Annotated in this window: 13 protein-coding genes; 3 read left to right on the top strand and 10 right to left on the bottom strand. The window is 53.9% G+C overall.

Annotated elements, in window-relative coordinates:
- Positions 1-198: 198 nt before the first annotated feature.
- The 5 genes from I6L49_RS06670 to I6L49_RS06650 all read right to left on the bottom strand — a co-directional run bounded on the left by I6L49_RS06670 (position 199) and on the right by I6L49_RS06650 (position 6,441).
- A complete protein-coding gene (locus I6L49_RS06670) occupies positions 199-1,791 on the bottom strand; it encodes an ABC-F family ATPase (protein WP_139474278.1) in 1,593 nt (530 codons plus the stop codon).
- A gap of 167 nt (positions 1,792-1,958) precedes the next feature.
- Complete coding sequence (locus tag I6L49_RS06665) at positions 1,959-3,611, bottom strand: cation acetate symporter (RefSeq protein ID WP_047434904.1); 1,653 nt, start codon at positions 3,609-3,611, stop codon at positions 1,959-1,961.
- Positions 3,608-3,919, bottom strand: coding sequence for a DUF485 domain-containing protein (locus tag I6L49_RS06660; protein WP_040068110.1), 312 nt, complete (start codon positions 3,917-3,919; stop codon positions 3,608-3,610). The genes I6L49_RS06665 and I6L49_RS06660 overlap by 4 nt, the downstream gene beginning before the upstream one ends.
- Before the next feature lie 105 nt (positions 3,920-4,024).
- Positions 4,025-4,651, bottom strand: a complete 627-nt coding sequence (locus I6L49_RS06655) for a 3'-5' exonuclease (RefSeq protein ID WP_216950924.1) — start codon at positions 4,649-4,651, stop codon at positions 4,025-4,027.
- A 2-nt stretch (positions 4,652-4,653) separates the two neighbouring features.
- Positions 4,654-6,441, bottom strand: coding sequence for a putative nucleotidyltransferase substrate binding domain-containing protein (locus I6L49_RS06650; protein ID WP_216950922.1), 1,788 nt, complete (start codon positions 6,439-6,441; stop codon positions 4,654-4,656).
- A gap of 168 nt (positions 6,442-6,609) precedes the next feature.
- Between I6L49_RS06650 and I6L49_RS06645 the strand changes: the two genes are divergently transcribed.
- Positions 6,610-7,416 (top strand): crotonase/enoyl-CoA hydratase family protein, encoded by an 807-nt coding sequence (locus tag I6L49_RS06645; protein WP_216950920.1) that lies wholly within the window; start codon positions 6,610-6,612, stop codon positions 7,414-7,416.
- Between the two features lie 70 nt (positions 7,417-7,486).
- Here the strand turns inward: I6L49_RS06645 and I6L49_RS06640 are convergent, their stop codons facing one another.
- Complete coding sequence (locus I6L49_RS06640) at positions 7,487-8,986, bottom strand: sodium:alanine symporter family protein (protein WP_216950918.1); 1,500 nt, start codon at positions 8,984-8,986, stop codon at positions 7,487-7,489.
- 348 nt (positions 8,987-9,334) lie between these two features.
- Here I6L49_RS06640 and I6L49_RS06635 point away from each other — a divergent pair, with 348 nt between their 5' ends.
- On the top strand, positions 9,335-9,772 hold the full coding sequence (locus I6L49_RS06635; protein WP_216950917.1) for a GNAT family N-acetyltransferase: 438 nt from the start codon (positions 9,335-9,337) through the stop codon (positions 9,770-9,772).
- Positions 9,773-9,848: 76 nt separating this feature from the next.
- Positions 9,849-10,634: a zinc-dependent peptidase gene (locus I6L49_RS06630; protein WP_254127597.1), complete on the top strand. Its 786-nt coding sequence runs from the start codon at positions 9,849-9,851 to the stop codon at positions 10,632-10,634.
- Positions 10,635-10,899: 265 nt separating this feature from the next.
- Here the strand turns inward: I6L49_RS06630 and I6L49_RS06625 are convergent, their stop codons facing one another.
- The 4 genes from I6L49_RS06625 to I6L49_RS06610 are packed head-to-tail and all read right to left on the bottom strand — an operon-like array spanning position 10,900 to position 13,704.
- Positions 10,900-12,579: a DUF2326 domain-containing protein gene (locus I6L49_RS06625; protein ID WP_216950913.1), complete on the bottom strand. Its 1,680-nt coding sequence runs from the start codon at positions 12,577-12,579 to the stop codon at positions 10,900-10,902.
- Complete coding sequence (locus I6L49_RS06620; RefSeq protein ID WP_216950911.1) at positions 12,570-12,806, bottom strand: ABC-three component system middle component 6; 237 nt, start codon at positions 12,804-12,806, stop codon at positions 12,570-12,572. Before I6L49_RS06620 ends, I6L49_RS06625 begins: the two co-directional genes overlap by 10 nt.
- On the bottom strand, positions 12,803-13,393 hold the full coding sequence (locus tag I6L49_RS06615) for a hypothetical protein (protein ID WP_139748169.1): 591 nt from the start codon (positions 13,391-13,393) through the stop codon (positions 12,803-12,805). The genes I6L49_RS06620 and I6L49_RS06615 overlap by 4 nt, the downstream gene beginning before the upstream one ends.
- Positions 13,394-13,401: 8 nt before the next feature.
- Positions 13,402-13,704 (bottom strand): hypothetical protein, encoded by a 303-nt coding sequence (locus I6L49_RS06610; protein WP_139748170.1) that lies wholly within the window; start codon positions 13,702-13,704, stop codon positions 13,402-13,404.
- Positions 13,705-14,259: the final 555 nt, after the last annotated feature.

Below are 14,259 nucleotides of genomic sequence, written 5' to 3'. Positions count from 1 at the left end.
TTTTTTATCTGTGGGCAAAAGAGGGGGATACTCAAGCTCTGCTCTCTGCTCTCTGCTCTCTGCTCTCTGCTCTCTGCTCTCTGCTCTGTGGCGTGTAGTCACACCACTGCTATATGCCATCTCAGTCGTCTAAAAACGGGATATAAAAAAACCGGCACGTGAGTGCCGGTTTTTCATTGCGAGCTTGCAAGGCGGGGGTTACACCACGCCCTGAGTGCGCAGGTAATCCTCGTAGGTGCCGCCGAAGTCGCGGATGCCATCTTCGGTCAGCTCCAGGATGCGGGTCGCCAGAGAGGAGACGAATTCGCGGTCGTGAGAGACGAAGATCAGGGTCCCCTGGTAGAGCTCCAGTGCCATGTTCAAGGATTCGATGGATTCCATGTCCAGGTGGTTGGTCGGCTCATCCATGATCAGGATATTGGGGCGCTGCATCATCAGCTTGCCGAACAGCATGCGACCCTGTTCACCACCGGAGAGCACCTTGACCGGCTTCTTGATGTCGTCCTGAGAGAAGAGCAGACGGCCCAGTATGGAGCGTACAGCCTGCTCGTCTTCGTTCTCCTGTTTCCACTGGGCCATCCAGTCGAACACGTTGAGATCAGTGTCGAAGTCTTCGGCGTGATCCTGAGCGTAGTAACCGATCTGGGCGTTCTCGGACCACTTGATGGTGCCGGTATCCGGTGCCAGTGCGCCGACAAGGGTCTTGATCAGAGTGGATTTACCGATACCGTTGGTACCCAGAATGGCGACCTTCTCGCCCACTTCCATCATCATGTTGAGGCCCTTGAACAGGGGACCGTCGCCATAACCCTTGGATACACCTTCCACTTCCAGGATGTTGCGATAGAGCTTTTTGTCCTGCTCGAAGCGGATGAAGGGGTTCTGGCGGCTGGAGACCTTGACGTCCTCAATCTTGATCTTGTCGATCTGCTTGAGACGAGAGGTCGCCTGACGGGACTTGGAGGCGTTGGCGCTGAAACGGGAGACGAAGGATTGCAGATCGGCGATCTGGGCCTTCTTCTTGGCGTTGTCGGCCAGCAGACGCTCGCGCGCTTGGGTGGCGGCCAGCATGTAGTCATCGTAGTTGCCCGGGTAGACGCGCAGCTCGCCGTAGTCCAGATCCGCCATGTGGGTACAGACAGAGTTCAGGAAGTGACGGTCGTGAGAGATGATGATCATGGTGCTTTCACGTTCGTTGAGCACCTGCTCCAGCCAGCGAATGGTGTTGATATCCAGGTTGTTGGTCGGTTCGTCCAGCAGCAGGATATCGGGGTTGGAGAACAGCGCCTGTGCCAGCAGCACCCGCAGTTTCCAGCCCGGCGCCACTTCGCTCATCGGGCCGCTGTGCTGCTCAAGGGGAATGCCGACACCCAGCAGCAGCTCGCCTGCACGCGCTTCAGCGGTGTAGCCGTCATACTCGGCGACCAGACCTTCCAGCTCGGCGGCCTTCATATAGTCTTCGTCGGTGGCTTCGAGGTTGGCGTAGATGGCATCGCGCTCGGCGATAGCCGCCCACAGCTCGGTGTGACCCATCATGACCACGTCCAGTACGCGCATATCTTCGTAGGCGAACTGATCCTGACGCAGCTTACCGATGCGCTCGTTGACGTCCAGGCTCACATTACCGCCAGTGGGCTCCAGATCACCACCGAGGATCTTCATAAAGGTGGACTTGCCACAGCCGTTGGCGCCGATAAGGCCATAGCGGTTGCCGCCGCCAAACTTGACGTTGATGTTCTCAAACAGCGGCTTGGCGCCGAACTGCATGGTGATGTTGTTGCTACTTAACAAGGTATGTGTCCCGATTGGTCTGTCAAATGGCGCGCATTATGGCACAGATCCCCCGAAAGTTTTAGCGAGAAGTGTGATCTTGATCGGGGCAAGCGGGGCGTGCAGCCGATTGATGGGCAATAAAAAAAGCCGGCGCGAAGCCGGCTTGGAAGGATGAACTTGATCTGTTAGTGGGAGGTGGCGCCAGAGGCCCCCAGCCCGGTTTGGGAGCGAACGAACTGCGGCAGGAACTTGGCATGCTCGTCGGCGGCGTTCTGGGAGCTGTCGGTGATGGAGAAGAACCAGATCCCGACGAAGGCCAACCCCATGGAGAAGAGGGCAGGGTATTCGTAGGGGAAGATGGCCTGGGCATGGCCCAACACTTTCACCCACACGGTCGGACCCAGGATCATCAGGGTCACTGCGCTCGCCAGTCCCAGCCAGCCACCGTAGACGGCGCCACGGGTGGTCAGGCGTGACCAGAACATGGAGAGGAACAGCACAGGGAAGTTGCAGCTGGCGGCGATGGAGAAGGCCAGACCCACCATGAAGGCGATGTTCTGCTTCTCGAACAGGATCCCCAGACCAATGGCAACCACACCCAGCACCAGAGTCGTCATCTTGGAGACGCGCAGTTCATCAGTCTCGTTGGCCTTGCCCTTCTTCAACACGCTGGCATAGAGGTCATGGGAGACCGCAGAGGCACCGGCCAGGGTCAATCCGGCGACTACCGCCAGAATGGTGGCAAATGCCACGGCAGAGATGAAGCCAAGGAACAGACTTCCACCCACTGCATCAGCCAGGTGGACGGCTGCCATGTTTGTGCCGCCCAGCAGGGCGCCGGTGGCATCCTTGAAGGCTGGGTTGGTGCTCACCAGCAAGATGGCGCCAAAACCGATGATGAAGGTGAGAATGTAGAAGTAACCGATAAAGCCTGTGGCGTAGAACACCGATTTACGCGCCTCTTTGGCATCGCTCACGGTGAAGAAGCGCATCAGGATGTGGGGCAGGCCGGCGGTACCGAACATCAATGCCAGACCGAGCGAGATGGCGGAGATGGGGTCGGAGACCAGCCCGCCCGGGCTCATGATGGCGGAGCCTTTCTCGTGCACTTTGACCGCTTCGCTAAACAGGGCGCCGATGTCGAAGTTGACTGACTTCATCACCATGATGGCCATGAAGCTGGCACCGGAGAGCAGCATCACTGCCTTGATGATCTGCACCCAGGTGGTAGCCAGCATGCCGCCAAACAGCACGTAGAGCACCATCAGGATACCGACCAGCACCACGGCCACATGGTATTGCAGGCCAAACAGCAGCTCGATCAGTTTGCCGGCACCGACCATCTGGGCGATCAGGTAGAGGGCGACCACCACCAGCGAGCCGCAGGCGGAGAGGGTACGCACCTCAGTCTGCTTCAGACGATAGGAGGCGACATCGGCGAAGGTGTATTTGCCGAGATTGCGCAGCCGTTCGGCGATCAGGAACAGAATGATGGGCCAGCCCACCAGAAAGCCGATGGAGTAGATGAGGCCGTCATAGCCGGAGGTGTAGACCAGCGCGGAGATCCCGAGGAAGGAGGCGGCGGACATATAGTCACCGGCGATGGCCAGACCGTTCTGGAAGCCGGTGATACGGCCACCGGCAGCATAGTAGTCGGAAGCCGAGCGGTTGCGCTTGGAGGCCCAGTAGGTGATGAACAGGGTAGCGGCCACAAACACCAGAAACATCACGATGGCGGCGACATTAAGGGGCTGACGCTCCACGGCGCCCGAGATTGCATCGGCCGCCAGCAGGGGAGAGGAGGCCAGTGAGGTCAACAGCAGCAACTTGCCTTTCATGATTGCACTCCCTTGAGGATCTTCTGGTTCAGTTCATCAAACTCGCCGTTGGCGCGAAAGACATAGACGCCGGTCAACACGAAGGAGGAGAGGATCAATCCTACCCCGACAGGAATGCCGCGAGTAATGGTCGACCCTTCGCTCAAGGGGGTGCCGAGCCAACCGGGGGCAAAGGCGATGAGCAGAATAAACGCCAGGTAGAGTCCCAGCATCAGAGCCGAGAGGGCCCAGGCAAAACGCTGGCGCTTGGCGACCAGCTCCTGGAAGTTGGGATCTTGCTGGATCCTCAGATAGCTTTGCTGTTCCATTGCAGTTCTCCATGACATGAGTGTCAGCGGTGGATGGGGTAACCCCGACGAGCAGGCAATCTGCTCATGTAAGCAAAATGTGAATTAAATGTTATTTCTCGACAATTAGACTTTGGGATAAGTGAGCGGCGAGCCGCAGGTCAGGCGCAGGTAGATGAGCGCGGCCGTGGTGGCATCGGCAAGGGCATCGTGGGCGGGCAGGGCGGGCAGCGCCAAGTGACGGCAGATGGCACTCAAGTGGAGGTCAATCGCAGCATCGGGGTAGCGGCGATAGAGGTGGTCGTGATAGAGCTGGCTTACCTCGATCCCTCGCTGGGGCAGGGTCAATCCCCACAATTTCTGGCAGGCGAGATTGAGAATACGCAGATCGTAGGCGATGTGATAGCCCACCAGTTCGCGCGGGCCGATATAGTCGAGTAGCAGGCGCAGCGCGGCTTCCAGCTCCATCCCCTGTTGCAGATCCTGATGGCGCAGACCGTGGATCACCACTGATTGGCTGGTCAGGCTGGCCGGTGGCTGTACTTTGATGGCGAGGGCCTCACCGGTCAGCAGCCGGTTGCCCTGAATGCGCACCGCCCCGATGGAGACGATCTCGGCCTGCTCGGGATCGAGACTGGTGGTCTCGAAATCGAGGGCGATCCGTTCATCTTTCGGTGGGGTGGCAAAGAGTGGTGCGAACTCGCCCGTTCGGAACGCGCGGCCATACCAGTAGCGTCGAACACGGCTCAACATGGCTATTGTCTCAGACGAAAGTGCAAGGTGAGCCACTGCTGGAATTTCTTCACCTGATGCAGCGCCTGACGCAACAGATCCCGCTCGCTGTGGCTAAGCTCGCTTGTCTGCACCCGACTATTGCCCCCCTTGAGCTGGCTGCGCAGCCTCAGCCGGATAAAGAGGCGGAACGCCTCTGCCAGATTGCTGCCATAGTCGGCACTGAGCCGCTCGGCAGCCACCAGCGCATCGATACGCCCCAAGGTTGAGGTCTCCAGAATGCCTGCCTCAAGGGCCAGCATGCGGATACCGTGCACCAGCGGGAACAGGCCGCCCCGCTTGAGATCCAGCCCTTCCGGTGGCTGCTCCAGCCTGCCAAACAGGGTGAGCGGGGCATGAAAGGCCACCGCCGGTCGCACCATCTCCGCCAGCAGATCCCGCCTGTCCGCCAACTGCTCGCGCAGCGCTCTGGCAACCGGCAGATGGAGCTGTCGATCCCCCGCTATGGGGTGAGCATCGGCCAGGGTGGCGAGCCAGAGCAGCTCATCCTCATTTGCCGTGGTACAGGCGCTGGCAATGGCGCTTTGCCACTCGCTGCCTGTTTTTACCCAGGCCGGATTGTTCACCATCACCTGCCCGGGACACAGCGGGTAGCCGAGTCGCTCCAGCAGGCCGCTGAATTCGGCCAGATTGGCTGTCTGGGTGGGCCATGTCAGCCCCTCTGGCAGGATCAGGGCGTTGTCCTGATCGGTTTTGAGGATCTGCTCGCCGCGCCCCTCCGAGCCCAGCATCAGCAGGCAGACCTTATCCTGCACCTCGGGGGGGATCACCAGCGCAAAGGCTTTGGCGATCAGCTGTTCATTGATGGTGGCGATGAGCTTCATCAAAAAGGCGGTGTGGATCCCTTGGGCAAACAGCGAGCGGGTCAATTGTTGCTGCTCGCGGGCGACCGCCTCCAGCGCCGGCAGGCTGTCGGCGCGGGCAATGCGCAGGGTCAGCACGTGGGAGTGGGTCGAGAAGAGCCCCAGCACCTGGGTCAGTTGCAGGATCCCCGCCACCTCGTTGCCGCGCCACACCACCAGTCGCTTGATGCGATGGCGGGTCATCAGCAGCAGGGCATCAAACAGATAGCTCTCCAGCGGCAGACCGATGAGCGGCGTGGGGGTCAGCACCGAGAGGGGGGCCGTCAGCGGCAATCCCTTGAGGGTCAGGGCATGGAGCAAGGTCTTGCGGGTTGCCAGCGTGAGGGAGCCATCATGAGCTGGGTAGAGCAGGCAATCGGTCCCCTTGCTCACCATGGCTTCGGTCGCCGCCAGCAGTGAGAGCTTGCTGTCGACGATAAGCGGTGCCTGCAGGTGGCCGGGTTCGATGCGGGTCAGGATAAACTCCGCCAGATTCTTCTGACCCAGTTGTTCGCGTTGCTCCTGCTGGCGCTGGCGCTCGGCCAGATTGGCGGTGAAGTAGCTGGCAAACTGCGGATCCTGTTCACAGAGCGCCAGAAAGGTGTGGCGAGGAATGAGCTGGCAGAGGCTATCTTCCAGCGCGGTGAAGCGGTGGCGGCAGCGGCCGTCAAACTGGGCGCGCACGTCGAACAGATCATCGACCCCGTAATCACCAAACTGGTGGTGAGGGGCCGACTCTTCCACCGCCCCCTTGATGATGAGATAGAGGCCGGGAGGCTCGTCCCCCTCCTTGAGCAGCAGATCCCCGGCCCGAAAATAGCAGAGCGAGAGGTGACGAGAGAGCCGCTCGCGCGCCTCCTCATCCAGTCGGTCGAACGGTGGTCTGGCAAAATTGAACAGGGTTGACATGACAGCGTCCTCTGCTGGCTTGCGGCACTCATGCAGCTCCCAGTGTGACAAAGGGAGGGGGAGGCGACCAGCCGACTTTAGTCTCAGCTGTACCGCCTGTTCACACTCTGATAACGTGGTGGTATGACCAGTGAGTCAGTTTCAGGGATCAAGGAGAGGACAAGGGAGATGGAAAAACCAAGGATCAAGTGCGAGATCCACGACGGGATTGCCGAAGTGATGCTGACGCGGGGGGACAAACTCAATGCGCTGGACAGGGCCATGTTCAGCGCTATCGATGAGACTCTGACGCAACTTGCTCAGCTGAAGGGATTGCGAGCGGTGATCCTGCATGGCGAAGGGCGCGCGTTTTGCGCTGGACTGGATGTGAAATCGATGCTGCGCCAGCCGGTCGCCGCCCTCGATATTCTCAAGCGCGAGGCGGACGAGGCGACCAATCTGGCCCAGCGTATCGCCTATGGTTGGCACCAGCTGCCGGTGCCGGTGATTGCGGTGACCCAGGGAGTCTGTTTTGGCGGTGGCTTGCAGATCGCCCTTGGCGCCGATTTTCGCTTCAGCACCCCCGATTGCCGTTTCTCGGTGATGGAGATCAAGTGGGGCATCATCCCCGACATGAGCGGCAGCGTCACCATGCGCAACCTGATGGGGTTGGATACCGCCATGGAGCTGGCCATGAGTGGGCGCGAGCTGGATGCCGTCGAGGCCAAATCCCTCGGGATGGTGAGCCGGGTCTGCGCCGATCCGCTGGTGGAGGCGCGAGAGTTTGCCCGCACCCTTATTACCAAGTCGCCGGATGCACTGGCGGGGATCAAGCAGCTCTACAGCCAGGCCTGGGCCCGCAGTGACGAGGCGATGCTCAAAGAGGAGACTCGGTTGCAGAAGCAGATCCTGGGGCGACCCAATCAGTGGCGAGCCACCCTTAATAGCCTGTTTCGCTGGCGCCTGCCCTTCGGGCCGCGCCGCAATCCGCTCTGAGATGAGGTGACAGGAAAAAGAAATGGCAGCCGAGGCTGCCATTTTTATCGAACGGTTATTTCGTGTCGGTTTAGGAGATCTTGCGATCCTGATCCGGCTCGAACTGATGGCCCGATTTCTCCCGCTCCAAGTTCTCTTCGGAGCGTTTGCCCACCCAGTAATCGGCGTTCTTGATGCCGAGCTTCTCCGGGTGGAATACGGGGTCAATCCCTTGTGCCTGCTGCGCTTCATAATCCTTCAGACAGGTGAAGGCGGTTTTTTGCAGCAGCAGGATGGCGATGATGTTGAGCCATGCCATCAGGCCGACCCCGATATCACCCATGCCCCAGGCCAGATCTGCCGTCTTGACGGTGCCGTAGACGGTGGCAGCCATCAGCGCAATCTTCAGCAAGAAGGTGAGCCAAGGGCGATTAATCTTGCGGTTGATGTAGGCGATGTTGGTTTCGGCGATGTAGTAGTAGGCAACGATGGTGGTGAACGCGAAGAAGAACAGCGCGATGGCCACGAAAATGCTGCCAAAGCCCGGCATCATGCTCTCCATGGCGGTCTGCACATAGCCCGGGCCTGCTGCGATACCGGCAATACCCGTGTAGATGGCGGCGCCGTCCGGCCCTTGTACGTTATAGAGACCGGTGATCAGCAGCATAAAGCCGGTGGCGGAGCAGACGAACAGGGTGTCGATATAGACGGAGAACGCCTGCACCAGACCCTGCTTGGCCGGGTGACTCACTGCCGCAGCAGAGGAGGCGTGCGGCCCGGTACCCTGACCCGCTTCGTTGGAGTAGACCCCGCGTTTTACCCCCCACATGATGGCCAGACCCAGAATGGCACCGAAACCGGCATCCAGACCGAAGGCGCTCTTCCAGATCAGCAGGAGCACGCCCGGCAGCTGGCCGATATTGAGGGCGATGATGACGCAAGCCACGATGATGTAGCCCAGCGCCATAAAGGGCACCACGGTACTGGCGAAGTTGGCGATACGCTTGACGCCACCGAAGATAATAAAGCCGAGCAGCAGCGCCAGACCGGCGGCAGTGACGTTCGGATCGATATTAAAGGCGGTCTGCAGGCTTGAACCGATGGAGTTGGCCTGCACCCCCGGCAGCAGCACGCCGCAGGCGAAGACGGTGGCGATGGCGAAGGTCCAGGCGTACCACTTCATGCCAAGCCCTTTTTCGATATAGAAGGCCGGGCCGCCGCGGTATTCACCGTTGATCTTCTCTTTGTAAACCTGACCCAGAGTGGACTCCACGAAGGCGGAGCTAGCGCCGAGGAAGGCAACCATCCACATCCAGAACAGGGCGCCCGGGCCACCGAAGGTGATAGCGGTGGCCACACCGGCGATGTTACCGGTACCCACACGACCGGCCAGGGTCATAGCGAGCGCCTGGAAGGAGGAGACACCGGCATCGGTGCTCTTGCCATCAAACATCAGGCGCACCATCTCTTTCATATGACGCAGTTGCAAAAAACGGGTGCGCAGGGAGAAGTAAAGACCGACCCCCAGACACAGGTAGATGAGCGCAGGGCTCCAGATTACACCATTGATGGCATTGACGATTTCATTCATGTACAACAACTCCTTTGTTGTGTTTGTGGCGCTGTCTTGGCGAGATCTTGGCCTCGCTCTCTGTCACTGTTTTCGGCCCTGTTTGTTAACAATCCAGTTAACAAATGAGCGCGAGGTTGAGGGGTTAAGCAGAGCGCAAACACGCGCCATGCATGGCTTGTAACATATCGAGTTGTATCGGTGCTTCCCAGCGAAAAATGTTGCCTTGTTGCAAATTTGTGAATTGACAAGGGTGGGGGGATAATGGCAGGCAGCGTTTTCTATGAGTAAAGATGAGATCCTCCTTGTTGATCTGCGCCAGACAATGTGACGGGCGTAACACAATGGAAAGCAAACATGAGGCCAACAATGAAAAATGACCCAGAGACGTTGACGATCCGTCCCCCCGAGGCCGACGACGGGAGCGCCATCGCCCACCTGTTCACCCAATTGGGGTATCCTGCCGAAGGCGCTGACGTCACGGCGCGCCTGTTGGCGCCGGATCCCGCGAGCGTTGTGCTGCTCGCCTCCCTAGGCGACAAGGTGGTCGGCGTGCTGGTGTGGCACAAGCTGGCACCGCTGCATGTTGCACCAGCTTGGGGCCTGATCTCGGCGCTGGTTGTCGATGAAGGGGCAAGAGGGGCGGGAGTGGGCGCAGCCTTGCTCAAGGGCGCCGAAGAGATGGCGCGGGCCGCAGGTTGCGCCCAGCTGGAGCTATCCAGCAGTCTCAAGCGCGAGGCGGCCCACCGTTTCTATCTGGCGCAGGATTATCAGGAGCGGCCGAAACGGTTCGTCAAACTGCTGTAACCTGTTTTTTGCATCAAAAGAAGGAGTAGGCGTGCTGGGATGGTTCAAATGGCTGGGTGGTCGCCCGCAAACGTCCATGAGTGAGGATGAGTTGGCATTGTGGCGTCAGGCGCTGGCGGCTGTGCCCATCTTGCAAGGGCTCAGCGACACCGAGCAGACGACGCTTATCGGGTTGGGGCAACAGCTACTCAAGCGCAAGACCCTGACCCTGATCGGGGTCGAGCTCAGCCACCGTCAACAGGCGGTGCTGGCGCTGCAGGCGGCGTTGCCCATTCTTCATCTCGGTATCGACTGGTATCGCGGCTTTCACGAAATCATCATCATTCCCGAACCCGTCACCCGGCGTCAGGAGGTGCAGGATGAGTTCGGTCTGGTGAGCGAGTTTGAAGAGGAGAACGCAGGTGAATCCTGGCCGCAAGGACCGCTGGTGCTGGCCTGGAGCGAACTGCAGCAAGATGGTGACTGGGACGGCTTTAATCTGGTGATCCACGAGCTGGCTCACAAGCTCGATATGCTGGGCGGTGAGGCGGACGGTGCGCCGCCGTTGCCGGGGCCGATGAGCAGCCTGCTGTGGCAGCAGGCCTTTCAGGCCGCCTTCGATGCGCTGTGTCAGCAGTTAGATCGGGATGAGGTAACCGCCATCGATCCCTATGCGACCGAACATCCCGCGGAGTTTTTTGCCGTCAGCTGCGAGTGCTTCTTTACCGATCCGCTGTGGCTGCAGCAGGTCTATCCCGCGGTATACCGGCAACTGAGCCAGTTCTTTAGCCAGGATCCCGCGCAGCGTTTTCCCGCGACCCGCTTGCTGGCGGGGGAGGGGGTTGCAGGAGCCCGTGCCATTAATACAGATCACCCACTGTAAAACAGTGAAAAAACACCATTAATATCGGTTTGTTTTTAGCCATATACCCAGAGTTGCTGGACTCTGGGTATATGGTTTTGCGGTACTCTATTTTTGCAAATAATTTATTACACGAAGCCCGCAGGCGGGAGCAGATGAGCGCGGATTTCGTGACTCATCTGAGTTAGTTTGAAAGCTATCTAAATATTTACAGGCATGATTAAAATATTCTCTAGACAACATATGTGGCACCATTAAATTTTGACCTTGATCCATTAGCTCAGAACTAAATGAGTTTGAAAAATTTATTTTGTTTCGATAGTTTTAAAACAATAAATTTGTTTGGGTTTTTCAATATCGATATCTTATCGGAAAGAATTGATATGATGGTCTGTGTTTTTCTCTGTTCCACATATTCAATTAATGCACTAAGAGAATATTCGTCAATAGCCTCTAAATAATCTTGCATGGTAAATTGAATGCTATTTGTCCTTTTTCCCTTCATATACTCGACCATTGCGACATCAAAGGCAAATGCCCCTGCTCGGGGAACTCCATCCCCCGTATTTAAATGCTCATTGATTATGGAAAAGGTAACTTCACCACGGTCATTGGCATTAGCTTTAAAAGTATTTTTGTATTTCTTGAATGTTTTGTGCGTAATTTGCTCATAAAAAACATTAAAGGCACTTATGTTGCTATTTAATGTTTCCAGCCCAATATTAATCTCTTTGTTAAGTAATGCTAGACCTGTTTCTTTGTTTGATATATCCTCTAGAATGCTGCTAACCTCTTGAACGACATATGAGACGTTTCCTCTAATTTCCGCAAGCGATTCTATTTCTTTATCTATAAGAATAAACCCACTTAAATGACCATCTTTTGCCAAAAGGCTTACTATTTCTTTTTCTTTTTCCAAATGTTCATCTAGCTTTTGCTTTTTATGCTTCAACTCAAGCTCTAATATTGAAACCTGCTCTTTTACATAGTCAGCTTTTTTTAAAAATATCGAATTATGGAATTGTACAACCTCAGATAATTTTTTTGATATTGTAGGCAAAAATATTTTCGCTTCATTATATATTGATTCAATTGCTGATGAGTCAACATCTGTTATATTGCTTTCATATACAGCAATCGTTTTTTTACTATAAAGTAACTTTGTTTCGATGCTAGTTATTTCTTCTGTTAGTGCTGCACCTATTTCTCTTGATTGGCGAAGTGCTTCAATAGATTTGTTTTGAAAAAATCCGATATTGTAATTCTCTGCCTTCTCTCTAAGATCCTTTATCTCAAGGTCTATTTCGGCTAGTCGCTCTTTAAAATCAAGAAGGTTTTTTCCATTAAGCAGCGCATTTTTTCTATTTTCTAAAATCTGAATGTCTTTTTTTAAGAAAAAGCTATCCTTCAATTTTTCAAGTTCAGAGAAATCGAATAGATAAGCATATACTAGAATGTAGTCATCATCACGACTATAAATATCAAGAAATTTATATGCGTTATTGACAGTTTTCTTGGATATTCTAAAAAACTTACTTTTTATCATTTTGAATGTTGGCTTTTCTGCATTATGCCCAAAGAGTTGGCTTATAGCAGAAACAAATGCTGATTGAGAGTTTATGCTCTCATCATCAATCGAACTTATATATTTCAGTCTTTTATTAACAAGGGTGCACTTTCTTCTTATTGTGTGAAGGATTGAGCCTAGCTTTATTTTTAACTCGAAGGTTATTCTTCCTGATGTAATATAGGACTCTACCTCAACATTAACTTTGTTATTTTCTGGGTCTTTCCAGATGGATTTCCCATCGGATCCTAAGCAAAAGTTTATTACCCTTAGCGCCGTACTTTTCCCAATCTGGTTACCATTGTCGCCGTCATCAGTTATTATATTTATTCCCTCTCTGAAAGGAATGTTTCTAATTAGTTCACCATTATCATAAACATTTAATTCAATCAGTTGCATAATTTTATATCACCGGATTCATCAAGATAAATAGCATCAATTATAAACAGCCAGTCCAACCCATAGATAATATAAGATAGAGATATTGAGTTGTGCTTTATTTTGTATTTTTCATATAAGGAAATAGGTGGCAACGCCTCGCTGTCATTATCTAAAAAAATCTCTATTATGTTTGCTCCAATAACATAAAGATATTTTTTAGGAGGAGAGGCTTTTGATAAAATCATTGCGGGGCCTCAAGGATTTGGCAGTTTATAAATCCATAGCAAACTATAAGTTCCTGTGCAGCTTCAATTAACTCAATAGGCGCTGATAATGTTGAAGTCGCACTTGACATTATATTTTCTGAAACTAGATTTATGATTTTATCTGCATTGGCGTTAATCAATTCCATTACATCATCTTCTAATGGATTAAAACCATGATCCATCATTAGTTGTCGCTTGACATCTCTATACTTTTTCTTTATTGACCATAAGAATCGCTCTTTTGAACCCGGTTCTTCACTATCAATTGTGTCGATCACCATTTCAATCACAGACATATAATTACAACACTCTATCAGATTGTATGCATATGCCTTAACTGCATTAAACTTAATTTTTTCCTCTACGCCTGGCATGCCTATATCTAAATCAGATACATCACAAGAGGGGTTATAGACCTCAATGATTCGCACCATAATCGGAGTTAGAAGTGAGGTTACTGCGCGAGTCTGACTCAAGATGTTTTTGTTAACAGTTACACTGCCCGGGCCACTATTAACAACAGCCACGCCATCATCGTCAGCTCTTGCATTGCTTGTCGGAAACATACCCATACCTATTTAATGGTGCGATTGATGTGTACATTTCCACTGCCCGAACTTACAACAGCAATGCCATCACCACTTGCAGTCGCAGAACTGGTAGCCTTATTTTTTCTTAAATAAACTGTAAGCAGTGTTAGCGCAAAAATAAAGGTCAGCACCACCGACAGGATCAAAATGTAAAAAGTCTGGTCTGGAGATAACTTGGAAAATATAGGTAACTTTAACCATTCAAGATAAATCATTAAGAAAACAGCACTTGATATACCAGCTAAACCTGCCCCAGCTTTAAGAATAAGCCCGATCAATGTATCCATACCTACCCCCGAAAAAATCACGAAGAATGTGTTATATCAATAACAGCTGCCGTGCGTCAATTGAATATCATGCACTGTTGTGCGCTAAATCCCATTGTTGTGGCATTTTCATTATGTTTGAACATTGGCCGTACAGTTATTGCAGGAGATCCAAGGAGCGCAGCTGGCGCTGCTTGAGGGCAACTCGTTGCGCTCGCTCAATTCCTCTATCGTGCCCGCAGTGGGTGCCTCTACCATTTTGCGGCGCACCACCTATCCATCAAGGGGGGGGCTGCCTTGATGATCTTGTAAGGGCCATACCGATAAGCTGGAGCATTTGTTCCCTGCGCTTACGGTTAATGCGCTGATATAGCTGTTCTGAAGCGGCTAAAAGAGGTCAATAAGGGGGAAGGGATAACGAGGGGATGCGGCAAAATCCAAGGCTTGGGATATTTGACTGTGAGGCGGTAAAGGGAAAAAGTGCGCGCGGGACAATCAACTTTGCGAGATATCTCGTATGTTAAGCTAAAGGTGCTGAACGAAGTGAAGCCCAACGTTTACCGTGAAATATGCTTG

Source organism: Aeromonas sp. FDAARGOS 1419, assembly GCF_019047045.1.
In the GTDB taxonomy this organism is placed as follows: Bacteria; Pseudomonadota; Gammaproteobacteria; order Enterobacterales; family Aeromonadaceae; genus Aeromonas; species Aeromonas veronii.
This window is presented reverse-complemented; position numbering and strand designations above follow the sequence as displayed.

Excerpts from the sequence above, each read along its gene's own strand:
- I6L49_RS06610 (WP_139748170.1), bottom strand. The coding sequence starts at position 13,704 with ATGGATACATTGATCGGGCTTATTCTTAAAGCTGGGGCAGGTTTAGCT.
- I6L49_RS06660 (WP_040068110.1), bottom strand. The coding sequence starts at position 3,919 with ATGGAACAGCAAAGCTATCTGAGGATCCAGCAAGATCCCAACTTCCAG.
- I6L49_RS06630 (WP_254127597.1), top strand. The coding sequence starts at position 9,849 with ATGAGTGAGGATGAGTTGGCATTGTGGCGTCAGGCGCTGGCGGCTGTG.
- I6L49_RS06615 (WP_139748169.1), bottom strand. The coding sequence starts at position 13,393 with ATGTTTCCGACAAGCAATGCAAGAGCTGACGATGATGGCGTGGCTGTT.
- I6L49_RS06620 (WP_216950911.1), bottom strand. The coding sequence starts at position 12,806 with ATGATTTTATCAAAAGCCTCTCCTCCTAAAAAATATCTTTATGTTATT.
- I6L49_RS06635 (WP_216950917.1), top strand. The coding sequence starts at position 9,335 with ATGAAAAATGACCCAGAGACGTTGACGATCCGTCCCCCCGAGGCCGAC.
- I6L49_RS06655 (WP_216950924.1), bottom strand. The coding sequence starts at position 4,651 with ATGTTGAGCCGTGTTCGACGCTACTGGTATGGCCGCGCGTTCCGAACG.
- I6L49_RS06625 (WP_216950913.1), bottom strand. The coding sequence starts at position 12,579 with ATGCAACTGATTGAATTAAATGTTTATGATAATGGTGAACTAATTAGA.
- I6L49_RS06650 (WP_216950922.1), bottom strand. The coding sequence starts at position 6,441 with ATGTCAACCCTGTTCAATTTTGCCAGACCACCGTTCGACCGACTGGAT.
- I6L49_RS06645 (WP_216950920.1), top strand. The coding sequence starts at position 6,610 with ATGGAAAAACCAAGGATCAAGTGCGAGATCCACGACGGGATTGCCGAA.
- I6L49_RS06640 (WP_216950918.1), bottom strand. The coding sequence starts at position 8,986 with ATGAATGAAATCGTCAATGCCATCAATGGTGTAATCTGGAGCCCTGCG.
- I6L49_RS06665 (WP_047434904.1), bottom strand. The coding sequence starts at position 3,611 with ATGAAAGGCAAGTTGCTGCTGTTGACCTCACTGGCCTCCTCTCCCCTG.